26 protein-coding genes are annotated in these 24,471 nt (G+C 49.4%); 15 read left to right on the top strand and 11 right to left on the bottom strand.

The genetic code is table 11. From position 1 onward, the window contains the following. Positions 1 to 89: 89 nt before the first annotated feature. Together BCT27_RS04215 and BCT27_RS04210 are read right to left on the bottom strand one after the other, a co-directional pair. A complete protein-coding gene (locus BCT27_RS04215) occupies positions 90 to 449 on the bottom strand; it encodes a DUF2750 domain-containing protein (RefSeq protein WP_102390719.1) in 360 nt (119 codons plus the stop codon). Positions 450 to 580: 131 nt separating this feature from the next. Beyond that, positions 581 to 1,486, bottom strand: coding sequence for a helix-turn-helix domain-containing protein (locus tag BCT27_RS04210; RefSeq protein ID WP_102390720.1), 906 nt, complete (start codon positions 1,484 to 1,486; stop codon positions 581 to 583). 321 nt (positions 1,487 to 1,807) lie between these two features. On the opposite strand from BCT27_RS04210, the gene BCT27_RS04205 reads away from it, so the two are divergent. Then, on the top strand, positions 1,808 to 2,725 hold the full coding sequence (locus tag BCT27_RS04205) for a DMT family transporter (RefSeq protein WP_102319205.1): 918 nt from the start codon (positions 1,808 to 1,810) through the stop codon (positions 2,723 to 2,725). A 24-nt stretch (positions 2,726 to 2,749) separates the two neighbouring features. Here the strand turns inward: BCT27_RS04205 and BCT27_RS25595 are convergent, their stop codons facing one another. Beyond that, a complete protein-coding gene (locus BCT27_RS25595) occupies positions 2,750 to 2,923 on the bottom strand; it encodes a hypothetical protein (protein ID WP_198597506.1) in 174 nt (57 codons plus the stop codon). Between the two features lie 166 nt (positions 2,924 to 3,089). Between BCT27_RS25595 and BCT27_RS04195 the strand changes: the two genes are divergently transcribed. The 3 genes from BCT27_RS04195 (at position 3,090) to BCT27_RS04185 (ending at position 4,562) form a co-directional block, all read left to right on the top strand. Further along, positions 3,090 to 3,635, top strand: coding sequence for a GNAT family N-acetyltransferase (locus tag BCT27_RS04195; RefSeq protein ID WP_102395122.1), 546 nt, complete (start codon positions 3,090 to 3,092; stop codon positions 3,633 to 3,635). Between the two features lie 79 nt (positions 3,636 to 3,714). Continuing rightward, positions 3,715 to 4,089 (top strand): hypothetical protein, encoded by a 375-nt coding sequence (locus tag BCT27_RS04190; RefSeq protein ID WP_102390723.1) that lies wholly within the window; start codon positions 3,715 to 3,717, stop codon positions 4,087 to 4,089. A gap of 107 nt (positions 4,090 to 4,196) precedes the next feature. Next, the gene (locus BCT27_RS04185) at positions 4,197 to 4,562 is read left to right on the top strand and encodes a cupin domain-containing protein (RefSeq protein WP_102395121.1); all 366 of its coding nucleotides are present in this window, start codon (positions 4,197 to 4,199) and stop codon (positions 4,560 to 4,562) included. 30 nt (positions 4,563 to 4,592) lie between these two features. Here BCT27_RS04185 and rhtB read toward each other — a convergent pair whose 3' ends face one another. After that, positions 4,593 to 5,216 (bottom strand): homoserine/homoserine lactone efflux protein, encoded by a 624-nt coding sequence (gene rhtB / locus BCT27_RS04180; RefSeq protein WP_102395120.1) that lies wholly within the window; start codon positions 5,214 to 5,216, stop codon positions 4,593 to 4,595. A gap of 43 nt (positions 5,217 to 5,259) precedes the next feature. After that, positions 5,260 to 5,694, bottom strand: a complete 435-nt coding sequence (locus tag BCT27_RS04175; RefSeq protein ID WP_017015162.1) for a VOC family protein — start codon at positions 5,692 to 5,694, stop codon at positions 5,260 to 5,262. Positions 5,695 to 5,835: 141 nt separating this feature from the next. Between BCT27_RS04175 and BCT27_RS04170 the strand changes: the two genes are divergently transcribed. Continuing rightward, positions 5,836 to 6,750 carry a LysR substrate-binding domain-containing protein gene (locus tag BCT27_RS04170; RefSeq protein WP_102395119.1) on the top strand — a complete coding sequence of 305 codons (915 nt, stop codon included), beginning with the start codon at positions 5,836 to 5,838 and terminating at the stop codon, positions 6,748 to 6,750. A 34-nt stretch (positions 6,751 to 6,784) separates the two neighbouring features. On the opposite strand, the gene BCT27_RS04165 is transcribed toward BCT27_RS04170, so the two are convergent. The 4 genes from BCT27_RS04165 to BCT27_RS04150 form a co-directional block, all read right to left on the bottom strand. Beyond that, complete coding sequence (locus BCT27_RS04165) at positions 6,785 to 7,132, bottom strand: hypothetical protein (protein WP_102319212.1); 348 nt, start codon at positions 7,130 to 7,132, stop codon at positions 6,785 to 6,787. 254 nt (positions 7,133 to 7,386) lie between these two features. Continuing rightward, positions 7,387 to 8,622: an ABC transporter substrate-binding protein gene (locus BCT27_RS04160; protein WP_102395118.1), complete on the bottom strand. Its 1,236-nt coding sequence runs from the start codon at positions 8,620 to 8,622 to the stop codon at positions 7,387 to 7,389. Between the two features lie 53 nt (positions 8,623 to 8,675). Beyond that, positions 8,676 to 9,527 (bottom strand): carbohydrate ABC transporter permease, encoded by an 852-nt coding sequence (locus BCT27_RS04155; RefSeq protein WP_017008330.1) that lies wholly within the window; start codon positions 9,525 to 9,527, stop codon positions 8,676 to 8,678. Next, on the bottom strand, positions 9,527 to 10,429 hold the full coding sequence (locus tag BCT27_RS04150) for a carbohydrate ABC transporter permease (protein ID WP_102395117.1): 903 nt from the start codon (positions 10,427 to 10,429) through the stop codon (positions 9,527 to 9,529). Before BCT27_RS04150 ends, BCT27_RS04155 begins: the two co-directional genes overlap by 1 nt. Before the next feature lie 205 nt (positions 10,430 to 10,634). Between BCT27_RS04150 and BCT27_RS04145 the strand changes: the two genes are divergently transcribed. From BCT27_RS04145 to BCT27_RS04125, 5 genes are all read left to right on the top strand, one after another. Further along, the gene (locus BCT27_RS04145) at positions 10,635 to 11,765 is read left to right on the top strand and encodes an ABC transporter ATP-binding protein (protein ID WP_102395116.1); all 1,131 of its coding nucleotides are present in this window, start codon (positions 10,635 to 10,637) and stop codon (positions 11,763 to 11,765) included. Between the two features lie 63 nt (positions 11,766 to 11,828). Next, entirely contained in the window at positions 11,829 to 12,845 is a 1,017-nt protein-coding gene (locus BCT27_RS04140; RefSeq protein ID WP_102390729.1) for a substrate-binding domain-containing protein, read from the top strand. A gap of 34 nt (positions 12,846 to 12,879) precedes the next feature. Continuing rightward, positions 12,880 to 15,024 carry an alpha-galactosidase gene (locus BCT27_RS04135; RefSeq protein ID WP_102395115.1) on the top strand — a complete coding sequence of 715 codons (2,145 nt, stop codon included), beginning with the start codon at positions 12,880 to 12,882 and terminating at the stop codon, positions 15,022 to 15,024. A gap of 55 nt (positions 15,025 to 15,079) precedes the next feature. Then, complete coding sequence (locus BCT27_RS04130; RefSeq protein ID WP_102395114.1) at positions 15,080 to 18,175, top strand: beta-galactosidase; 3,096 nt, start codon at positions 15,080 to 15,082, stop codon at positions 18,173 to 18,175. A gap of 218 nt (positions 18,176 to 18,393) precedes the next feature. Further along, entirely contained in the window at positions 18,394 to 19,116 is a 723-nt protein-coding gene (locus BCT27_RS04125) for an SDR family oxidoreductase (RefSeq protein WP_102395113.1), read from the top strand. A 30-nt stretch (positions 19,117 to 19,146) separates the two neighbouring features. On the opposite strand, the gene BCT27_RS04120 is transcribed toward BCT27_RS04125, so the two are convergent. After that, positions 19,147 to 19,776: a hypothetical protein gene (locus BCT27_RS04120; RefSeq protein ID WP_241908497.1), complete on the bottom strand. Its 630-nt coding sequence runs from the start codon at positions 19,774 to 19,776 to the stop codon at positions 19,147 to 19,149. Positions 19,777 to 20,015: 239 nt separating this feature from the next. On the opposite strand from BCT27_RS04120, the gene rluF reads away from it, so the two are divergent. From rluF to ykgO, 5 genes are all read left to right on the top strand, one after another. Further along, positions 20,016 to 21,401, top strand: coding sequence for a 23S rRNA pseudouridine(2604) synthase RluF (gene rluF, locus BCT27_RS04115; protein ID WP_102395111.1), 1,386 nt, complete (start codon positions 20,016 to 20,018; stop codon positions 21,399 to 21,401). Between the two features lie 260 nt (positions 21,402 to 21,661). Further along, positions 21,662 to 22,063 carry a phosphate-starvation-inducible protein PsiE gene (locus BCT27_RS04110; protein ID WP_102395110.1) on the top strand — a complete coding sequence of 134 codons (402 nt, stop codon included), beginning with the start codon at positions 21,662 to 21,664 and terminating at the stop codon, positions 22,061 to 22,063. Positions 22,064 to 22,214: 151 nt separating this feature from the next. Beyond that, complete coding sequence (locus BCT27_RS04105; protein ID WP_102395109.1) at positions 22,215 to 22,982, top strand: isocitrate lyase/PEP mutase family protein; 768 nt, start codon at positions 22,215 to 22,217, stop codon at positions 22,980 to 22,982. A gap of 123 nt (positions 22,983 to 23,105) precedes the next feature. Next, the gene (locus BCT27_RS04100; RefSeq protein WP_017012004.1) at positions 23,106 to 23,366 is read left to right on the top strand and encodes a type B 50S ribosomal protein L31; all 261 of its coding nucleotides are present in this window, start codon (positions 23,106 to 23,108) and stop codon (positions 23,364 to 23,366) included. Continuing rightward, entirely contained in the window at positions 23,366 to 23,509 is a 144-nt protein-coding gene (gene ykgO / locus BCT27_RS04095) for a type B 50S ribosomal protein L36 (RefSeq protein WP_017012003.1), read from the top strand. The genes BCT27_RS04100 and ykgO overlap by 1 nt, the downstream gene beginning before the upstream one ends. 282 nt (positions 23,510 to 23,791) lie before the next feature. Here ykgO and BCT27_RS04090 read toward each other — a convergent pair whose 3' ends face one another. After that, entirely contained in the window at positions 23,792 to 24,247 is a 456-nt protein-coding gene (locus BCT27_RS04090; RefSeq protein ID WP_102319222.1) for an Lrp/AsnC family transcriptional regulator, read from the bottom strand. Positions 24,248 to 24,471 lie beyond the last annotated feature (224 nt).

The following is a 24,471-nucleotide window of genomic DNA, read 5'->3' as shown; positions in this document are numbered from 1 at the left end:
AACATGCAACGCATGTCGTAGGCAGCCGACAAATTTAGAACATATAAATCAGGGGGATATAAAAGGCATTGTCCATCGTGACGGTAGAATCAGTTTAACAGCGTTGGATCTTGATATTTTGTCGCTAAATCCACAGGGTCCACTTCTTCACCGCTCAATTCTTTGCCCCAGTCAGGGCCAAGCATGACGTCATCTCTTGCAAGATCAACCAGCCATTCTTCGATGAAGGTTTGCAAAGGAATCGACACAGGTGCAAAGTCTTCCCATTCGTCCACGCAATGAACAGCGGCCGCGTCACGGGATGACCAAAAGGGCATCACGTCCGTGTCTTCATAGATTGCAGAATCGCAAATAACCCAGCCATCTTTACAGTGTAAACCCCAGATCTCGCCCTTTGAACGCGATGCTGAGATGAAATCGCTGAGATTTTCGATATCGCTTGTCGTCATGCCCTTTCTCCTTTTCAACACTCACGCGCGATGCAAGCCACAACGTGGCTCTTCGATATTTCAATCTATGCAGTCGTAGCCACTTTGTGTGTATTAAAAATGAGGATTATACCCAAGCATTCGGAGAGGGCTTAACGCGGGAACTTGCCCTGCACCTTTCTAAACACGGCGGGCGTTACGCCAACACGCTGTTTAAATTGCTGCGAGAGATGTTGTTGCGACGAAAATCCACTGGCTATTGAGATATTCGACAAGGATTCCTGACTCTCCAAGAGTAAGCGCTTAGCAAGCTCAATACGGCGCGTTAGCACATACTGATGCGGCGTGCAGTTGAAGCTAACTTTAAACATTCTGGCAAAGTGAAATTCGCTGAGTTGGGCCAATGTCGCCAGATCCCCTAACGAGAAAGAGAAGGGTAAGTTGGCCTCTATATAATCCATCACTTTACGTTGGTTAGCGGGTGACAAACCACCGACGGACAAGGCTTTATATAGCGGCTGATGGCAGTGTTGACGAATAAGGTGGAGCAGCACCATTTGCTGCGCATGAGATGCCATTAACCCGTCGGTCGAATCTGACCAATCCAATTTCAACATGGTTTCGCGCACAAACTGTGTGATGAAAGGATCATCAACAAAGGTGCGCTCTTTGAGTTCGATATGACGTCCTTCTTTGTCAAACACCTGCTCCGCAAAATGTTGAAGATGCGCTTGTTCAAAGTAGAGATGATAGAAACTGAAAGGATCGGCAAAAGACCAGTCTGAACGGTGGTCGATAGGCATCAAGCTGAGTTTGTTTTCCCCGCCAAACATATCGCCCGTTTGCAGGTTTCGTTTGGTGTTGTGTCCCCCTTCGAGGTAAAAACTCAACGTGTGATGGCCAGGCTTGTCATAACTCGCGCAACCATGACTGTTGCTCCACACAGCCGAACCCATGCCGTTTTCCAGCCATAGTTCGTCGTGCAGCTTCGCTGTGTTGTTTTGCAACACATTATAAACCCGCTGTCTCTGAATCCCTTGAGACTTATCTTTACCCATCACAACTCCTTGATGATGCTTCCCTTAATATACTGATTGCCTATCTCGATGAACACCAAGCAAAAAAGAAAAGCGCAAGAATCTATAAAAATAGCAATTCTATGAAAGAACGACGACGTCCGGCGCGATATCGTGGTGCGGCATTTAACCGATGTCTTTACTGTTTTCAGGCTTCAATCTCAACACTCGAAGTCGGTGCATTTCATAAAAACAACGTCTTTTGGCTAGGCGTGATACCTAAGTAAGCATCCAGATTTGTTAATCGAGCATTCGGATCTGCTAATCGAACACCTTAGGTATTTAAACGGAGAGTGGTAGCGCATGAACGGAATATTATACGCAGCAACCGTGTTTATTTGGGGCTCAACCTGGCTCGCCATTGCTTACCAAATCGGGGACACTTCCGTGGTGGTTTCCGTAGGTTGGCGATTTGGGTTGGCCTCGGTAGCCCTGTTTGCCGTGTTACTGTTTCGCAATGCGTTACCACGCCTCTCCGCAGAAAATCACAAAATGGCCGCATTGCTCGCACTGTGCCTATTCTCAAACAACTTCCTTTGTTTCTATGCAGCGACGCAGTATCTGCCGAGCGGACTCAATGCCGTCGTGTTCTCTCTTGCACCCATTTTAAATGCATTTAACCTGTGGATTTTGGAAAAACGTCGTCCTGCGGGTACCTTTATTCAAGGCGCACTCATGGGGTTCTCTGGGGTTGTTTTACTCTTTGCTTCCCAATTTCTCAGCGCAGAAATGGACACCAGCATCTTGCTAGGGCTCGCCCTTTCGTTGGTCGGCACCTATTTCTTCTCAATGGGTAACATGGTGTCTGCTAACGCACAGAAGAAAGACATGCCATTGCTGCCAACAACGGCCTGGGCGATGGGCTACGGTGCAATCTACCTATTCATCATCGCCCTCTTCATGGGCGTGCCATTGGATGTGCCAACCACGCCGCTGTACCTCTCTGCATTGGTGTATCTCGCCATTGTTGGCTCAGTCATTGGCTTTAACACCTACCTCGCATTGGTAGGCAACATAGGCGCAGCAAAAGCCGCCTACTGCACCGTGCTGTTCCCGCTGGTTGCCTTGTCACTGTCGACTGTGTTTGAAGGGTATGAATGGACATGGTTATCCGCACTGGGTGTCGTGCTGGTGTTAGCAGGCAACCTTCGCGTGTTCGGGCTGCCAGAGCCGATTAAACGTTCTATCAAGCGCTGGCAACGCGCCTCTTCAAGCCCATAACCGAACGCACAATCAAGAAACCATTCAATGCGCCGCAAGTTGAATCAACCACACTAAACAAATCAACAGCGGCCATAACCATGTCGGAATACCAAAGGAAAACTGTCGCCAAAAACCTTGTTCTTGTTCAGGACGCTCACGCCAATCTGTACCGCCATTTCGACGAACATAACGGCCAGTTTCTGTGAATTTACTCATCGTCATTCCCCTGTTTCTTTGGTTGTTGATGGCTATTACACACGCTTTACATGTCAACACCGTGGAGGAAAAATGGAAATTTGATGAACAACAATGGCGAAATGATGGCGAGGTTTTCAACAGGCTGTGCGATAGTGAAAACACGGAATTCTTTCATTAATAAACCATGACAATCAGTGTGTTAACCACCCGACAATTAGATCAGTACCTTGATGATGTGTCAGCACTACTTAGGGCAGTGTTTCCAAACGCCAATATCGATCTCACACCCAACGACGAGCTTCTGACTTATGGGTTAGTGATTGATAACGATACCGCCAAAACAAAAACGAATCAGGTCGTGGGTTTTGGTGTGGTGTATGCCCGCACAATGCAACAAGGAACGCGTACGTTTAACGCAGGTATCGTCGGCGGTATTGCAATTCACCCTGATTACAGAGGGAAAGGGTTCTGTTCCCACCTAATGGCACAGTTGGAATTCGCACAAATTCAGGCAAACGTTGAACACAGTTTTCTGTTTGCTTACGAACCACGGGTCTACCACGCTGTTGGCTATCAAATGCTTCACGCACCGATACATTTTTTCGATACGCCATCAAATCAATGGGCATCCTTTGTCTATCGCGGCGGTATGGTGAAGTCTTTTGGGAAAGAAAACGGCTTACCCATCGAGCCATATACCTTGATTGAATTCAACGGTCAGGTTTATTAGCGTAAACCCCACTGGCACGAAAAGTACGTGTTATTCTGAGTGGGCACTGTCAGAGCCGAAATCTCATAAGGAGCGCAATATGGATACCCTGCTCTATGTCGCTGCGATATTGCTTGTGATCATCTCGTTTGCACACTCTTACTTGGGTGAACGCTACATTCTGATTCGCTTGTTTAAACGCAACAACCTACCCAAATTGTTCGGCAGCGAAGCCTTCACCAAAAAAACGTTACGCTTTGCTTGGCATATTACGTCCATCGCGTGGTGTGGTTTTGCGGCACTGTTAGTGGTTATCGCACAGCCACAATTCAGCGCCAAGACGCTCGCAACAGTCATTGCGACCACGTTTTTCCTTCATGGTTTGTTGTCGCTTGTCGCCTCTCAAGGCAAGCACCTTTCATGGGTTGTCTTTTTCGCTATTTTCGCCTGCACCTTGATAGGGATAAATGCATAGTCCTGTACCTAGAAACACGTTCAGTGTTCGACATTATTAGAGGCGGATTGCATCACACTGTCGATGTTTTGGCCTCTCACCTCTCACCTCAGTAAAAGGAATTTACAATGGATAAGATTTCACTCACGGAGAAGTTTTCACTTTTTGATGAAGAATGGACACCGAAAATTCTCGCCGAATCCAATGGGCAGTTAGTGAAGATAGCGAAAGGCAGTGGTGAATTGGTATGGCACAGTCATGAAAACGAGGACGAATTGTTTCTGGTGTGGAAGGGACGACTTACTCTGAAACTCCGGGACAAGGAGATTGTGCTTAACCCTGGTGAAATGTATGTGGTGCCAAAAGGCGTGGAGCATTGTCCTGTGGCAACACCCGATACTCACTTTATGATGATTGAACCCGCATCCACTCAGCACACAGGTTCAGACGTCACAGGCGTGACAGTGAACACCGACGATCAAACATGGATTTGATGACACCACCCGTCACTTCTTTTTCCCGCGTCACGAACGGCTTGTCGCTGCAAGCAACGAGCCTGCTCCAATAAACAAACCGCCGAACAGTCGATTCATTACCTTCATGTGATGCGCATTTTGAACAAGGTGTGCCACTTTCGTCGCCAACAAGGCATATCCCACCATGACAATGGTATCGATCACCAATAGTGTCCCGCCTAGAATCAACATTTGATGCAAGTAGGATCCATTGGGGGAGATAAACTGCGGCAGTAAAGCAACTAAAAATACGACGCCTTTTGGGTTCGTCACATTCACAATCACCGATTGGAAAAAGAGCTTACGGGCACCGATAGGCTCGCTTTTCTCCGCAGAGAAGGAACCATCACCCGTTTCTCGACATTTTTGAATACCCAAATAAATCAGGTAGGCCACACCCACCCATTTTACAACCGAAAAGGCCACGTCAGACTGGGCTAGCAGCGCCCCTAAGCCTGCACCCACCAGCACGATATTGTTCGCATTACCCACCTGTAAGCCGGCAATAGCCACAGCACTTCGACGGATCCCATGCTTCATGGTGATCGCCATGGTATTCACTGCACCTGCACCGGGAGAGATAGCGAGCACGAAACACGCCATCACGAAGGTTATCCATATCTCAATATTCATCTCGCCGTCCTGCCTTTACTCGATACGATGGTTCAACGCATGTTCATGTTTCGAATAGCTGCTTGTCGATGTCATGAAATGATTTAAATTCCAACGCATTACCCGTTGGATCGTAGAAAAACATCGTTGCTTGCTCACCGGGTTGCCCTTTAAAACGCACATACGGCTCGATAACAAAGGCCACACTTTTTTCTTTGAGCCGCGCCGCCAGCGCTTCCCAATCCGCCATTTCAAGCACCACTCCAATGTGCGGAACAGGCACAGAATGGCTATCCACTGAATTGTGATGAAGCCGAACTTTCCCTTCTTCGCCAATCGCAGGGTCGTGGTGAATCACCAACTGATGGCCATAGAGATTGAAGTCAACCCAACAATCACTGCTGCGACCTTCACCACAATTCAACACATCGCGGTAAAACGCGCGCGATTCTTCGAGGTGTCGAACAGGAATGGCAACATGAAAGGGGGTTAACGACATACTCACTCCTTGCGCCAACATTTGGCGCGCTTTTATTTACCTAGCTGACATTGTTTTAGTTTTTTGGGGAACACATTTACAATATCTATTCACTCAACTAGGTTAAAGTCATCATTTCTCATTAGATGAATAGCTAAACTAATGACTAAACCCCGACGCCTCACGCCGCCACTCAATGCACTTCGTGCATTTGAAGCCTCTGCCAGACACCAAAGTTTTGCCAAAGCTGCGGACGAGTTAGCCGTGACACCAGGCGCCATCAGCCAGCAAGTCTCGTCTCTGGAAAGTCGCCTTGGCTTGGCGCTGTTCGAACGCGTCAAACAGCGTCTACTTCTCACCCCTGCGGGAGAAAGCTATTTAGCGCCGTTGAAAGAGTCATTTGATCGCATGGAATCTGCCACACTTGATTTGCTCACCTACGGTGGCAGCGGCGGGAAGATAAAGCTGGGTGTATTGCCCACCATCGCGACGTATTGGCTCATTCCAAAACTGTCGGCATTTATCGAAAAGCACCCACACATTGAAATCAATATGGTGACCTTGGAGTTGAACTTCGTCTCTGCAGAACGCGCACCGGATCTCGAAGGTGGGTTAATAGACGTGGGAATTTTCTACGGGGATGGGCATTGGCAAAACTTAGAAGCGCAAAAATTGTTAGACGAGAACACCGTAGCCGTCGCAAGCCCGGCGTTGTTAGCACGATATGGACACACAAACCCCTTCCACCACGCTCCCTTGCTTCAACACTCGACACGTCCGCAAACATGGGTGGATTGGGCCGCGCATGTTCAAGACCCTTTGCTTTCACCTTCTGGGCCATCTTTTGAACATTTTTACATGCTCAAACAAGCCGCCATTTCTTCATTGGGCATCGCACTCCTGCCCGATATTTTCATTCAAAAAGAACTCGCTTCTGGCGCTTTGATCCAAATCGGTGATACCTCAATGACTTCAAGCAGTGGCTATTACGTGGTATATCGAAAGGAGCAAAATGCCTCCTCACACAATATTGAGGCGTTTTGTCAGTGGTTACAGGAAGAAGTACGCTCGGCCTAATGGCGCGGTAAATCCGTTACCGTGGTGGACCGCCCTAGATTTTAAAATCGACACTGCGTTCGTTGCTTTGCGGAGTGATGGTGTTTTCTACCTGTTTCAGGAGTTCTTGTTGTTGCGTCGTGTACGCAGACAACTTGGATTTTTGCGCTTCTTGCTCAGCGACGCGATCAATTAAGCCACGAAAATCGCGCTTTTGTGGCGCTTCTTCTTGTGCCGCTTCTGCTTGTTTCTTCTCTTCGCGCTCTTTCCTCAGTAACTCTGCACGTTCAGACGCTGACAAATTGGTGTTGTTGACACTGCCCGCAGCCAAATCATCCCGCTCTTTAGAACGAGAGTTCATGTACGTCGAATTCATGTAGCTGTCGTTAATCAGGTTAGGCATGACACCATCCGAAAAAAGTACGCAGCGCGTTGAAACAACCCACTGAAGTTATGAAACCAGTCCATTAACACTAGTACACCAAAAACCATTTTGTGACAGATATCGCGTCAACAATCAGGGATCTCGGCGCGATTTAGCGGGCGAAAATTGTGTCGATCGGAGAGAAACTGAGGGGTGTAGCGATTTACGGCGCGGAAATAAAAAAGCGGAGGCCTTCGAGGGGCCTCCGCAAATGCTAGCCATGTATCTTATCTTTATTCTTTAAACGTACGCTGACGCGTTTTCTCTAATTTTTTCAGTATCTTGTCGATACGATCAGGGTGAACCATGTATTGTTGGAAACCCTTCATGCCTTCTTTCGCCATAGAAGGATCAGTATCGCGGTCATAGAACTGCGCAGTACCCGCTGCTTCGTTCAGCATCACAACACCCGCATTCAGATACTCATCATCTTTTGGTGTCGCTTTGTTGTTCGTTGGGATTTGCAACAAAGACTCATTGATCATGGTTTGAATGTCAGGCTGAGCCACGAACGCAAGGAACTTACGCGCATCTTCTTTGTTCTTCGCTTTAGACGGGATATGGAGCGTATCCATTGGCGCATCTTCCGCCTTCGGCACGGACGGGTCGATCACAGGGAACTGGAAGAAGCCCATGTTAGGACGCACTTCATCGGTAAAGTTTGCCGCCAAGAAGTTACCCATCAAATACATCGCCGCTTCGCCGTTGTACAAGAATGGTTGTGCTTCCTGCCAAGAGTATGATGCATGGTTATCCAAGTAATAACCCGGCTTCACCAATTCATCCCACTTCGCAAATACGGCTTTCACACGCGGATCGGTGTATGGCACTTTGCCGTCCATCAAGTCGATGTGAAAATCCAAACCATTTACACGTAAGTTCATGTAATCAAACCAACCTGCTGCCGTCCAAAGGTACTTGGTACCGATGGTGAAGGGCGTTACGCCATTCTCTTTCAACGTTTTTGATGCAGCGACAAATTCATCCCATGTTTTCGGTACGGCGATGTCGTATTTCGCAAAGAGGTCTTTACGGTAATACATGCCCCACTGGTAATAGGTGTATGGAACACCATATTGCTTACCGGCAGAGGTCATTGCAGGCATGGCACTGGAGAAATCTTCCGCCATGTTGTTTGCTGACCAAATATCACTGACATCTTCGAACAAACCACGGTCAACGAAGGTTTTCATACGGTTACCCGCATACCAAAACACGACATCTGGTGGAGACGTAACTAGCCAGTTACGGATCGTCGTTTTATATGCTTCATGGTCATACAGATTGTATTTCACCGTGATGTCTGGGTTTGCTTCTTCGAATTTCGCAATCACTTCAGCCCATGCTTTTTTCGGTGCTGGGTCTGAAGCATCTGAGTTGATCACCAACTCCCCTGCGTTGACTGAGCCACTTAGCAGAAGAAACAGACTGCACAGTACGCCAAAGCTTTTTTTTGCAAGCGTTCTCATTCTCTTCATCCTTTCTGTTGTTCGAAAATATCCGTCATTCAGTAAAACCAGCGTTACCCTTTTGTCGCACCCAGGGTTAAACCAGCAATAAAGTGTCGTTGCATCGTAAAGAACAGTGCCACAGGTGGCAGTGCGGCAATCACCGCCCCCGCTGACATGTATTGCCAAGACGCCAACCACTGGCCTTGCAATGCATTCAGACCCGCCGTAACAGGACGAACTTCATCGCTTTGCACCAGCACTAACGCCCAGAAAAAATCATTCCAAATAAAGGTAAAGACCAAAACAGACAATGCCGCCAGTGCAGGCCTCACTAAAGGAAGCACCACATACCAGAAGATTCGCCATTCGCTCACACCTTCAACCCGTGCCGCTTCAATCAACGCGTCCGGAATTCCTATCATAAAGTTGCGCATAAACAAGGTACAAAAACCTGCTTGGAACGCCACATGGAAGAAAATCAGTGCCCAGTGCGTGTCGTACAACCCGAGATCAATGGTCAAATCTCGCACAGGGATCATTAAAATTTGGAAAGGCACGAAGTTACCGCCGATGAACATGGCGAAAAGCAACACGTTGCCTTTGAATTTGTATTTCGCCAGCGCAAACCCCGCCAACGTAGAAAGTGCCACAGCACCCGCAACAGCAGGTAAGCTGATCAACAAGCTATTCAATAAGTAGCGCGCCATCGGCGTTGCGATGAAAACCTGCGTGTAGTTCTCAATGAACTGCAATTCATCAGGCCAGCCCCAATAGTTACCCGCATTGATATCTGCAATGGAACGGATCGAGGTCATCAATACCGCAGCAAGCGGAATCAGCCAAAGGATGACAGCAATGTAGAGCGCGACGCGATAGCCGACATTGATAAATTTGCCTTGGTGTTCAATCGGTCTAGGAAACATTAGCGCTCTCCTTTCAGCATGCGCCACAAGAAGTAGGCGATATAGATATCCATAATGAGGAACAGCACCACAGCCACCGCTGCGCCATAACCCATGCGATAGTTGAAGATAGATTCTTCATACATCATGTACGCAAGGACCGTTGAGCTGCCCCATGGACCACCCGCCGTCATGGTTGCTACCAAGTCGAAAGACCTCAATGCGCCGATGACAGTCACTACCACCGCAATAAAGGTGGCAGGTTTGAGCTGTGGCACCACCACGTACCACATCATTTTCCAACTCCGTGCGCCGTCTAATCGCGCAGCTTCAAGCTGCTCAGGGTCGAGGTTATTCAAACCTGTGAGATACAAAATCATGCAATAGGCGACTTGCGGCCAAAGCCCCGCGGCGATAATGCCGTATGTCACCAAATCTTCGTCGGCAAGAATGGACACAGGGTCAAAGCCCATGCCCACCATGATTTGCGTTAACAGGCCAAATGACGGGTCATAAAACCAAGCAAACACCAAACCAACAACAACCTGAGAAATAACAAAAGGGAAGAAAAATAGGGCTTTAATCAGGCGAATACCCGCGACTTTCTGATTCAGAAAGAGCGCAATCATCAAGCCAATCGGTGGCGCTAACATGAAGAGCACCATCCAGAGGAAGTTGTTAAACAGTGAGGTGTAAAACGTATCTGAATCAAACAGTTCGACATAGTTATCAAAGCCGACCCAGGTTTTCTCCCCAAGACCATCCCATTCGAAAAAACTTAACCAAACACTTTGTAAGATGGGATACATCACATAAAGCGAAAAAATAGCAATAGCCGGCGCAAGGAATAACCAAGGGGCCAAAGTCAGACGGCTTCTGCTTGGGGAGCTGCCCGACGTTGCTGTTGAAGAAAGCCTAGTCATATTACGTCCTGTCCTTAATTTGCTATGTTCTACCCGTGAACATGTGACGATGCTGTTACGGTAAAGTTGGCTTTATTTAAAACTAGTTCACAAAATTATGAATGTAAACGTTTCCATAAAGCAAAAAACACACTATTTTTAAAAAAGGACGACCCGAGCATAAAAATGAGCGGTGTCGATAACAGCACGGCATAGGACATGCGTAATGGCAAATATCACGTTAAGAAACGTTATCAAACGCTTTGGCAAAGTTGAGACCATTCATGGCATCGATTTAGACATCACTGGAGGAGAGTTCGTTGTTTTCGTCGGACCTTCAGGTTGTGGTAAGTCAACCTTGCTTCGCTTGGTCGCGGGATTAGAAACCATCAGTGATGGTGTCATTAGCATCGATGGCACAGAAGTGAATAACGTCGACCCTGCGGATCGCGGTGTGGCGATGGTGTTCCAATCCTATGCACTGTATCCGCACATGTCAGTGCGCGAAAACATGGGATTCGGTTTGAAGATGAATGGCGTTGATCCTGCTGAAATTAAGCGTCACGTCGATCGTGCAGCGAAAACACTGCAACTCGAACCACTGTTGGACCGAAAGCCTAAAGCCTTGTCTGGTGGTCAACGTCAGCGTGTGGCGATTGGTCGCGCTATCGTGCGTGATCCAAAAGTCTTCTTGTTTGACGAACCTTTGTCGAACTTGGATGCAGAGCTTCGCGTTGAAATGCGCCTGCAAATCGCCAAGCTGCACCAAGAACTGAAAAACACCATGATCTACGTAACGCATGACCAAATCGAAGCCATGACATTGGCTGACAAAATTGTTGTCTTGCGCGCAGGTGCCGTTGAACAAGTCGGTTCTCCATTGGCGCTTTACCACAACCCAGACAATCTTTTTGTTGCCGGTTTCATCGGCTCACCAAGAATGAATTTCATTGCAGGCCGAGTTTCTGCCGTGAGTGGCTTAGACGCCACAATTACCATGCCAGACGGACAAACACTGACCGTCACACTGGCGAAACCTGTCAGTGACGGTGCGGAAGTGACCGTAGGTATCCGCCCTGAGCACATCCAGATTGGCCAAGGTGAAGGTTTCAACTTTGAATTTCACAGCGAAGTGGTTGAGCGTTTGGGCAACGGTACTTACCTGTTTGGGCAATATGCTGGCATTGATGGATTCAAAGTTCACATCCCAGGCGACAACGCAGTGAAAGCGTTCCAAACCGTTCCATTGCGCTGCTCACCAAGCGATATCCACGTGTTCGACAGCAACGAACAAGCCCTCACCTATCGCGAGCAAACCAATGAAGAAGTGTCCGTCACATCGCTTGAGCAAAACTAGCCTTGGCGTGATGTCGAGAGGGATTCAATGTGGAGATCAACCCATCAGTGAGGACGTGTCGCAATGGCCACCATTAAAGATGTCGCAAAGCGGGCTGGCGTTTCCGTCGCAACGGTCTCACGGGTGATCAACTTTTCGCCACAGACACGTCCCGATACCGTTGAATCGGTAAAAAGCGCCATGAAAGAACTGGGTTATCGCCCCAATGCGGCGGCAAGAACCTTAGTCAGCAAGAAGAGTCTTGCGATTGGTGTGGTCGTGGCCGATGTGTCTGACCCTTTTTTCGGCACCCTCGTAAAACACGTGGATACCATGGCGCTGCAACAAGGCCACCATCTTTTGATTGGCAATGGTTATCACAAGAAAGAACGCGAAAAGCAGGCCATCGAGTCGCTGATTCAAAACCAAGTCGGTGCGTTTATCATTCACAGCAAAGCCCTGGACGACGACACCTTGCTGGCGTATGCCGCCGAAAACGAGGCCATGGTATTTATCAACCGCTTAATCCCAGGGTTGGAAGATCGCTGCATTCACCTCGACAACTACCGAGGGGCCTATTTAGCAACGGAGCACCTTATTCAACAAGGTCATAAAGCCATTGCTTGTATCAGTTCCAATCACGATATCGAAGATAGCCAACAGCGTCGACGTGGCTATTTGGATGCGCTGAAAGCGCACGGTCTAGGTCAACATGATTGTTCACGCGAAACCCTAGGTTGGATTGCAACGGGCTGGCCAGATGAGCAAGGCGGGGAAGATGCCATGCTCACCTTGCTGAAAGACAGCAAACAGATTACTGCGGTGTTTTGCTATAACGACATCATGGCAGCAGGGGCAATGACGGCCATTACCGATAATGCCTATCGCGTACCTGAAGACATTTCTGTGGTCGGCTTCGATGACAGCCTCATCGCGCGTTATTTGCACCCCAAACTCACCACGGTTCGCTACCCCATAGAAGAAATGGCCGCGCAAGCAGCGGAGTTAGCCATCTCACTGTCCAACAATAAACAGAGCCTAGCAACCAATGGCGGCTATAAACCTACCTTAGTCAGACGGCAATCGGTCCAACGGGTTTGAGCTTTCGCGCCCATTTTTAGGGATGATATACACAGTGAAGACATCTACTTCTCACGTTAACAACGCGCCGACAGAGCGCTTTCTTCATTTGCAGTCGAACGATAACAGCCTGATCCTGCTGCTTGATCCCATCCCCGCAATCATCTTCTGGGGACATAAAATCGACCGCGAACATGCTATTCCTTCAGCGCTTTTTGATGTTCCAGTCGGCCAAGCAAGACTCGACCAACATGTGGTGTTAGCACTGTGCCCCGAGCACGGGCGTGGCGATTTTGGTAGCCCGGGCTTTGAAGGCCACCGTCAAGGCCACGATTGGGCGCCCGTTTTTAATCTTACCGCGGTTGAACACACAGACACGGCTGCCACCATGACCTTGAGCGACCCACACTCGGGGCTGGAACTGACGATTTACCTCGCGCTTGATCCAGAAAGCAACGTGATGACACTGCGCCATCGCGTCGTGAATATTGGCAATTCTGATTACACCGTGGATCGTCTTGCGCTGACCTTGCCGCTGTCAGAAAACCTTAACGAACTGATCACCTACCACGGCCGTTGGTCACACGAATTTCAAATGCAGCGCATTCCTCTCACGCACGGTGGTTTCATTCAAGAAAACCGCCGTGGCCGAACGTCGCACGAATCTTTTCCCGGCATCATTGCGCTTCAACCTGAAACTGATGATGTGCATGGCAATGTCATCGGGATGCATTTTGGCTGGAGCGGGAACCACCGTCTTCGCGCACAAGTAAAAAGTGATGGTCGACGCTATTTACAAGCCGAGCCGCTGTTGTCTTCGGGCGAAGTGATCTTGCCACCCAATGGCGCGTTCGAAACGCCAACCATGTATGCCTTGTTCTCAAACCAAGGGCTAAATGGCATGAAGCAAGGCTTCCACCATTACGTGCGCAATCAAGTGATCAACTTTCCCGACGCCAAGCCTCGCCCCGTTCACTTCAACACGTGGGAAGGGATTTACTTTGACCACGAGCCACAACGCATCATGGCAATGGCAGATGCAGTTGCCCTTTTGGGGGTAGAGCGTTTTATTCTTGATGATGGGTGGTTCTTAAACCGCGATGGCGAAACCCGAGCATTGGGCGATTGGATTGTCGATCCGAAGAAATACCCGCAAGGGCTCTCGCCGCTGGTTGATCATGTGAATCAACTCGGGATGGAGTTTGGTTTGTGGGTTGAACCGGAAATGGTGAGCAAAGATTCCGACGTATTTCGCGCCCATCCAGACTGGATGCTGGGGCTCGATGACCTAGGCTATCATCAGCCTTCGGGTCGCTATCAATACGTGATGGATCTGCAAAACCCTGATGCTTACAACTACCTCTTGGCGGCACTTGATAGCTTGCTGACGGAATACAATATCACCTACCTCAAATGGGACATGAACCGTGAACTGGTGCAAGCAGCGCACAATGGTTTGCCTGCATATCACGGTCAAACTCTCGCGTTGTACACCATGATCGACACCCTGCGTGCACGCCATCCATTCGTGGAAATCGAATCGTGCGCCTCGGGCGGCGGTCGTGTGGATTACGAAGTGTTAAAGCGCACCCATCGTTTCTGGACATCCGATTGTAACGACGCCATGGAGCGCCAAAGCATTCAGCACGGCATGTTGATGTTCTTCCCGCCTGAAGTCATGGGCAGCCATATCGGCCCTTATCGCAGCCACACCACGCGTCGTGTACACGATATGTCGTTGCGGGGGCTTACCGCCTTGTTCGGTCACATGGGGGCGGAACTCGATCCTGTCGGGTTACCGGATGTTGAACTCGCGGCTTTCGCGCGCTACATCGACTTGCACAAGCACTATCGTGAGCTGCTACACAGCGGCAAATGCTTCAATATCCCGTCAGACGATCCGGGCCGACGAATTTACGGCGTAATGAATGATGACGTGGTGCTCTTGGCCGTGGTGCAAATCGCCATGCCGCAATACGCCCTCGCGGGCCGTTTGCGCTTACCCGTGCTTGACGGTGACAAACGTTACTGTGTCGAAGTACTCGATTCACCCGCAGCCTTCTCTTCCACCATGAAACAGCAACCTTCATGGATGGCGAAACCACTTTCAATTCAAGGCGATCAGCTCATTCAAATTGGGCTAAGCTTGCCAATAATGGACCCTGAAAGTGCCATGTTACTGTCGTTTACGCTTGAGTAAGTATCAAGCAAAACGCCCCGCATTTTTAGAGATATAGACTCACTCTGGAGCAAGAATGACTCGATACGCAGAACTCATCCAACAACGTCATTGGGAGAATCCCGCCGTGACGCAGATCCATCGTCTGCCTGCGCATTGCCCACTTTCTTCCTATCCCAATGTCGATCTGGCGGTGGATGATGCTGACAACATCATTCCCTGTTCAAACAGCCGAATCAGCCTCAATGGCGATTGGAAATTTTCGTTGTTTGTGTCGCCGGAATCCGTGCCCGCGCTGTCAGTGTGCCCGGAATTCGATGACGATGCATGGCGAAACATGCCTGTACCGTCAAACTGGCAACTGCAAGGCACCGAAGACATCCCGATTTACACTAACGTGCAATACCCGTTTGAAACCAAGCCACCCATCGTGCCCGTGGACAACCCTACCGCGGTGTATCGCACCCATTTCACGCTGAATGAAGCGTGGTCAACGTCCCAAACCCTGATTTGTTTTGAAGGGGTAAGTGCGGCGTTTTATGTGTGGTGTAACGGCGAGTTTGTTGGTTACAGCCAAGACAGCCGATTACCTGCCGAATTCGACCTATCAAACGCAGCATATGTGGGCGAAAACCAACTCACCGTCATCGTGCTTCGCTGGTGCGATGGCAGTTATTTAGAAGACCAAGACATGTGGTGGCTAAGCGGCATTTTCCGTGATGTCACCCTGCGCAAAAAACCGCGCAACGCGATCATGGATTTTTCCGTGAACACCACCATGGATCCGACACATCAAACTGGTGTGCTCACGGTCAACACCAAAGTGCGCGGCAGTTACACCCGCGTCGCGATCCAACTGTTTGACGAAGGCGCTGATATATCTGGCCCCGTGATCGCAGATTGCGGTCAACGTGTGATTGATGAAAAAGGCGCATGGGCAGATCGCTGTGAACACAGCTTTGCCATTTCCTGCCCGCGTCTTTGGAGTGACGACGATCCGCACTTATACCGCTTGGTGGTGTCACTGTTGGATGACAACGACGAACCGCTCGACATCGAAGCCTGCAACGTCGGCTTTCGCCAAGTCGATATCACGAATGGCATCTTGCGCGTCAATGATGAACCCGTGCTGATCCGCGGCGTGAACCGACACGAATGTCACCCCGAAAAAGGCTATGTCCAAACCGTTGATGACATTGAACAAGACATTAAGCTCATCAAACAACATAACTTCAACGCCATTCGTACCGCGCATTATCCAAATCACCCCGCGTTTTACGCCTTGTGCGATAAATACGGCCTGTATGTGGTTGATGAAGCCAACATTGAAACCCACGGCATGACACCGATGTGCGGCCTTTCTGACAACACAGAATGGCTCAACGCCTACATGGAACGTGTCACGCGCATGGTCGAGCGTGATAAAAACCACCCGTGCGTGATCATCTGGTCACTCGGCAATGAATCTGGCATCGGTTCAAACCATCACGCCATGTACCAATGGTTAACACAACGCGATCCGAGTCGTCCCGTTCAATATGAAGGCGGCGGCGCTGACACCCGCGCAACCGACATCATTTGCCCGATGTACGCACGCGTCGAAGAAGACCAACTGCAATGGGGCTTACCGAAATGGGCGATTCCAAAATGGATTGGTTTTCCTGAAGAAACCCGACCGCTTATCCTTTGTGAATACGCACACGCCATGGGCAATAGCCTGGGCAGTTTTGATAAATATTGGAAAGCATTCCGAAGCCATCCTCGCTTACAAGGCGGCTTCATTTGGGATTGGGCCGATCAAGGCTTAACACGGAAAGATGATCAAGGAAATAAACACTGGGCATACGGCGGCGACTTTGGCGACACACCCAATGATCGTCAGTTCTGTATCAATGGGTTAGTGTTCCCTGATCGCACACCGCACCCCAGTGTTTTCGAAGCAAAATTCCACCAGCAATACTTTGGCTATCACCTCGTGAGCACCTCTCCGCTCATGGTCACGCTCTCGAATGAGTATGTGTTCCACCCGCCAGAGAATTTAGTGCTCCGTTGGTCGTTACAAGAAAACGGCAAACAAATCGTGGGCGGAGAAGAAGCGCTGTATCTTCGTGCGGGCGTTGCCATGGACTACAAACTGCTTGATGCTTTGCCACCCGCCAAGCCAGGACGTGAGTATTTCCTCAACCTTGACGTGGTATTGTCTGCCGCAGAGCCTTGGGCGAGCGCGGGCAGTGTCATCGGTTGGTCGCAACTTGCGTTGCCCGTAAGCCGTGCTTTACCTGTGCCAACCGTGTCACCAGACACCTTGCCCGAGGTAAAAGAACATTCCGACCACTGGACGATTTGTGGCGACGAATTTGAACTTCGTTTCGATAAGCAAAGTGGCCACATGGTGCAATGGCTGATTGACGGTGAAGAACAGATCTTAGATGCGCCGAAAGATAACTTCATTCGCCCACCGATTGATAATGACATCGGTGCTAGCGAAGCAGGCAAACCAGACCCAAGCGCATGGCTTGGAAAATGGGTGCACGCAGGGCTGTTCGAACTTCGTCATGAGAACCTGTTTAACACCGTCGATATCCTGAGTGATGTGGTTCAAGTGCGCGCACATCACGGGTATTTCGTGGGTGATGACATGGTCATCAGCACCTTCTGGCGCTATGAGGTCAGCGTGTCTGGCACTATCGATCTGCATGTCGATGTGAACGTTGCACCGGACATGCCGTCATTGCCGCGTGTCGGGCTTGAGTTTGCCCTGCCATTGACGGATTCAGTCAGTTGGTTTGGTCGTGGACCGTTTGAGAATTACCCCGACCGTCGCTCTGCCGCCATGGTGAGCCGTTACCTTGCACACATTGATGACATGCACACACCGTATGTTTTCCCATCAGAAAATGGGCTGCGCAGCGATGTGAGAACGCTGGATATCGATAACATTCGAGTGAATGGCCTGTTCCATTTCTCCGTCAGCCGATACAGCCAAGAAACGCTCACGGAGGCGAAACACGATCATGAGTTGGTGGCAGATGATCATCTGTACCTAAGAATTGATGGCTACCACATGGGCGTCGGCGGCGATGATTCTTGGAGCCCGAGTGTGCACCCTGAATTCTTGTTGTCCGAGCGCAGCTATCAATATTCACTGACACTGAGTCCGAAACAGGGTTAGTGCGCGTCAGCAAGCTATAAACCTTTCCAACCTATCGTCTCACGCTGTTACGCGCTTTGCGTAGCAGTGTGAGGCCATGCCTCTATGAGCCAATCACGCGCTTGTAAAACCTGCACATCCCAATCCCCTCAACATGCTCGTTCGCGTCGAGAGAATCCCGGAAACAATTGTGGTAAAAAAGACAAAGAACGCCCATCTATTCAAAGAAAGGCACGTACATGAACAAGGCAACTTCTGATTCACACACCAACAACCACCTTCTGATCACGGGCGCAAACCGAGGCATTGGTCTGGCATTAACCACGCTGTATTTAAATGCGGGATGGCAAGTCGACGCGTGTTGTCGTGATCCAGAGTCGGCCGATGAGCTCAACGCCTTAGCGTCCACTTTCGATTCCCTGCAGATTCATGAACTCGACGTCACCGACCACGCCGCCATTGATGCCCTCTCTACCAAACTCGCCTCGCAGGCATTCGATCTCATCATCAACAATGCTGGGTATTACGGCCCGAAAGGCTATCAATTTGGCAGCACAGACATGGACGAGTGGCGCAAGGTGCTAGACATTAACACCCTCGCGCCGCTCAAAATCGCCGAAGCATTTCACGGGCAGTTGCTCGCTGGAAAACCCGGTGTCTACGCTGCTTTATCATCCAAAGTTGGCAGCATGACAGACAACACCTCTGGCGGCGGATACATCTACCGTTCATCAAAAGCAGCGCTGAATGCCGTGGTAAAAAGCCTCTCCATCGATCTCGCCCCGCAAGGCATTATCGCCGTCGCCCTACACCCAGGATGGGTAAAAACCGAGATGGGCGGGCCAAATGCGTTAATTTCTTCACAAGAAAGCGCACAAGGTTTGTTTGATGTCTTAGCGGCTTTGAAACAAGAAGATAGCGGAAAATTCTTAAACTACGATGGGCAGGTTTTGCCTTGGTAGAGACACGGTAAATGCGAGCAAGCATCACGCTTATTCTGAGCCCGTATACCCACGCCATGTTTCCATCATGTCTGCGCTGTATTGATCTGACTTTTCTTTCAGCGTGTCATAGAAACTATTGCCGAGTTCGGCGGATTTACGCTGTGCATCATCGAAAGAGGCTTTGGCTTTCGCGCTAAGTTCGTCGGCAGTAGGGACATCGTAACCACAGACTTTGTCGGTTTCTGCTGTCACGTCTTCGCTTTCAATCCCTAAATCGGTTTGTAAAGTTTCGATGTCTGAAAGGGTTTCGCAGGCGTCGTAAATGTCATAACTCAGCGATCCGACAACGGCGGCTGCACCGATGTAAGGAACGGCTTCCATCAAAGAAGCACCCACGTTTCTGGCAGCGGCGGTTGCTGTGCGTTTCGCGATGCGCTTGGTGACCGTGCGAGTTTGCACCTTTAGTGCCTTATTGGCTTTCTTAGTTGCGGCCAGTTCTCGATTGGCGTTAGTCAGCCGAGAGGACGGACTTTGTGCAGTGAATTGCGAAATGGGCAAGGCGTTGACCAGCTTGAACATGGCATCGTGAACAACTGCGCTGGTTAAGGTCAGTATGTTGAGACTAATGAGCCCGAGAATGACAAAAACATTAATTACACCAAAGATACGTCGAAACACGCCGTCATGACTCCCCATCATCAACTAACAAAAAACCGCCCATGCCGCTATCTTGGGGCGTTCGGTTTCAAGTATAATCGCTGATTACATCGAGAAAGAAGCCCAGATAGCGGTGAAAAACTCACCCTTTGCGGCAACAAGAAGCTTGATCACCACGGCATGTCATTCATTTCGACAATCAGCTAGCGCCGAGGTTCTCAGCTAAACGCGATCAGTACAATTTGAGATAAGAAACGTTTGTGAACACAAATAGCGGAATACGTCTAAATAAATTCATCAGTGATTCTGGTTTTTGCTCGCGTCGCGAAGCAGACAAATTCATTGAGCAGCGGAAAGTCACCATCAACGGTATCGTGCCTGAGCTTGGCACAAAAGTGATGCCGGGCGATGAAGTGCTTGTAAACAATCAACGCATTGATACCGTGCCAGAGAACAAATCTGACCGCGTTTACATTGCTTACAACAAGCCTATCGGCATTACCTGCACCACGGCGCGTAATGTGAGTGGCAACATTGTTGATGCTATCCGTCACCCGAAACGTATTTTCCCGATTGGTCGCTTAGACAAACCTTCTGAAGGCTTGATCTTCCTTACCAGCGATGGCGACATCGTGAATAAAATTCTTCGTGCGGGTAACAACCACGAAAAAGAATATATCGTTACCGTTGATATGCCTATCACGCCGAAGTTCGTTGAATTGATGTCTAATGGCATCCCAATTCTCGACACAGTGACCAAGCCATGTTTCGTTGAACGCCAAAGCAAATTTGTGTTCAAAATCATTCTGACACAGGGTTTGAACCGTCAAATTCGCCGTATGTGCGAGTACTTAGGTTTTGAAGTGACCAAGCTGAAACGTATCCGCATCATGAACGTGAAGCTCGGCACCCTGAAACTGGGCGAGTGGCGTGAACTGACCGAAAAAGAAATGGATGAAATCAACAATGCCGTTGCTCATTCAAGAAGTACCTTCGAGCCAGACGCAGACTACGAATACAACGACATCGCTTCTGGCGATGTGAAAACAGGCAGCAGCAATGCCGCACAAGAGAACCTAAAATCAGGCAAGATTTCTTTCGCTAAACCGAAAGCCAAGCTTGGTCAACGCTCCGGTCATGGCGGCAAGCGTGGTTTCTCGAAAGATCGCCCTGCACGAGATGGCGCGCGTCGTGACGGTGTGAGTAAAGACGGCAACCGCCAAGGTAGCCAACGTTCTGACCGTTCGCGCTCTGACAACGACCGCAATGAAAATGGTCGTCCTGAACATCGCGCAGACAGAGATCGCAACCGCAGTGATCGTGGACGCAACGAGAACAACCGTTCTGATCGTCACCGAGCCGAAGGTGGACGCTCAGACAACCGTCGCCCAAACAGCGACCGTTCTGGCAGTGATCGTCCAAATTCCAATCAGCCACGTTCTGATCGCCCTAAGAGCGATCGCCCTAAGAGCGATCGCCCGAACGCAAATCGTTCAGGTGGCCGCCCAAGTCAAGGACGCCCCGGCGACAAACGCCGTGAAGGTGGCAATAAAGACGGAAACCGCAGCGACAATAACGCACGTCGCGAAGGTCCACGCAACAGTGGTGCACCGAATAACCGTAAGCCCAAAGATCGCCGTCCTTAAGGCTCTTGGCGAGGACTAAAAACGAAAAGGAGTGACTCGATCACTCCTTTTTTTATGCACAATTTCTGTGGGTAACATTTGCGCAATCGATATCTTCAAGCACATATGAATTGCAACGTTTTACCGCAAAAAAACACCCTTCAACACTGCAAAGGTAGCTCTCCAACGGTGCAAGCATGCCTGAAAAAACTCTCATGATTGAAACGAAGTAAGGGCATCACCTCTCGCTAGAATAGGTATTCACTAAGAGGCGAGCCAATATGTTGAATCAAACGTCCACGATAAAATTCATCCACGCACTGGAGCATTTCGTGCTCAGCTTGATTGTCATTGCAACAATCTATGCCATCGGCGAAGAAATTTATCTCGTGATCGTCAACAGCACCGTGACGGTGGGCGACTTACTGCTTCTCTTCATCTACCTCGAAGTGCTGGCCATGGTGCGCATCTTCTTCGAGTCCGGCAAAGTGCCCGTTCGAATGCCGCTTTATATCGGCATAGTCGCCCTCGCCCGTTACCTCATCCTCGACATGAAAAACATGGACGATTGGCGGATCATGGTTGTGTCCCTGTCGGGGCTTACTATCGCCATCACTGTATTGGTGATCCGCATTGGGCAACTCAAATTCCCTTACCCGAAGAACACCAGCGTCAAAGAGTAAAGGCAACTTAGTCACTCGCTGATTTAACACAAAACCACGACCAAAAGGTGTTCAGTGCCGTTTCTGGCGAGCCTCGTTTTTTTTGTCTCGTTATAGTGGTGACGCATGGATTTACCCCATGAGGATTCAGTGATTACAGGGAGAAATGACGATGACGTTTTTGGAATTGCACCAACAGGACACCCCGTTGTTGATTGGTAATGTTTGGGATGCGAGCAGTGCGAACATCGTGTCGCGGTTAGGCTTTAGCGCGGTGGGTACATCCAGCGCCGCCATCGCCTATACCTTAGGCTATGAAGACGGTGAAAACATGCCGTTTAGTGAATTGCTGTTTATGGTCGAACGCATTTCACGTGTGGTGTGTGTGCCGCTCACGGTCGATCTCGAAGCAGGGTATGGAGAGACTGCCGACGACATCGCGGCGAACATCCTACAACTCGCCAAGCTCGGCGTGGTGGGCATCAACCTTGAAGACAGTAAAATTATCGATGGGAAGCGTACCCTGCGAGATGCTGCCGACTTTGCCCTCACGCTTTCAAGCATCCGCTCAGCACTTAATCATGCGAACATCGACATGTTCATTAATGCGCGAGCAGATGCTTTCATCATGAAAACCGACGATGCCCTCGCACAAACCTTAGATCGCGCGGCGCGTTATGAAGCCGCGGGTGCAAGTGGCCTCTTCGTTCCCTACCTTCGTTCAACAGAAGACATCGCAGCAGTCGTCGCGCATACCGCGTTGCCTGTGAATGTACTTTGTGTACCAGAATTACCAGATTTTTCGACCCTTGCGAGCTGCGGCGTCAAGCGCATCAGCATGGGGGATTTCGCCTATGAAAAGCTGCAACGAGAGCTACACGCATCGCTGAAAACCGTGCTTGATGATGGGTCGTTTTCTTCGTTGTTTATGCCTACATAAGCAACCATCGCCGAAAAAACCACTATTGATAATAATTCTCACTACGCTTTGAATATATAAATTGTTATGTTATAACATTGCGCAACAGTCAATTCAGGCTGACAGTACAATGAGGATTAAACAATGAAACCAGGCATTCACCCTGAATACCGTACCGTCGCATTCCACGATACAGGTGCCGACAAATACATTCTGGTAGGTTCAACCGTGCAAACGTCAAGAACCGTTGAGGTTGATGGTCAGACTTATCCGTATGTCACGCTTGATGTGTCTTCACACTCTCATCCGTTTTACACCGGCAAACAGAAAGTGGTAAACCAAGATGGACGTGTTGCGCGCTTTAACAAGCAATTCGGCGCACTGAGCAAGAAGGCGACCAAATAATGCAAGTACTTAGCTCGTTGAAAAGTGCAAAGAAACGCAGCAAGGATTGCCAAATCGTTAAACGTCGCGGGCGGATTTACGTGATTTGTAAATCCAACCCTCGATTTAAAGCGGTACAGGGAAAAACGAAGAAGAAAGCATGATGATATACCCAAACAACCTGAAGATGCAGGATTCAGCGAGGTTTACTGACGTTATGATCTAGGCGTCCCTTTGCCGATGTAGTGATCTCCATCAAAAAGGGATAACACCGAGCATGGCGTCAGTAAACTCGCCCGAAGGGAGGCCCTCAGTGCGTCCACTTCATCGTTAAATTCCTGTGAAATAGAATGACTATTCTTACAAGAATTTGCCTTGAACTGAACGCACTGATGGCCTCTGAAATCGAGCATCTTCAGGTTGTTTGGGTATAGGGTCTGTTGACCCTAGACATACACAGGCAGAATGCCGCGATCCTTTACCTTTCGGATAGCAAGTTGCGTGTGTATGTCTTTCACGTTTTGTAGACATTGAAGCTTGCGGGTGAACTGCTCATACCCCATCAGATCTTTCGCCACCACCTCCAGCAAATAATCGTATGCACCCGACACCACATGACAACTCACGACCTCCTGCATATCACTGATCGCTTGCTCAAACTCATCCACTGACGTGACCTGATGGTTATTCAAGCTCACTTCAACAAACATCGTCATGGCGATACCGACCTTGTCGCGCGACAAAGAAGCGTGATACCCCGCGACAATATTGTCTTTTTCTAGTCGCTTTATTCGCCTTGCACACGGTGAAGGGGAAAGCCCTACCAAGTCAGCCAGCTCTGCGGTAGTCAGCCTTGCGTCTTTTTGCATCCATTCCAATAGCTGCTTATCAATACGATCCATCACTCTTGCGCTTTTTATCATCAACATTTAATAAAATATTAGCTTAAACCATCAACAAACACCCAATTTAGGTCTCAGTTTGCCACCCTACACCAATGACCCTGATTGATAATGGTGTTTTCGCATCGCTCACAGGGAAGGTAAAAAAGATGGCACAAAGGATCGCAGAAAGCACCGAGATCGCCAGAGATGCAGGCATACGCGAAAAAACAAGAACGAGGAGG

It is taken from the genome of Enterovibrio norvegicus (assembly GCF_002876705.1).
Lineage (GTDB): Bacteria > Pseudomonadota > Gammaproteobacteria > Enterobacterales > Vibrionaceae > Enterovibrio > Enterovibrio norvegicus_B.
This window is presented reverse-complemented; position numbering and strand designations above follow the sequence as displayed.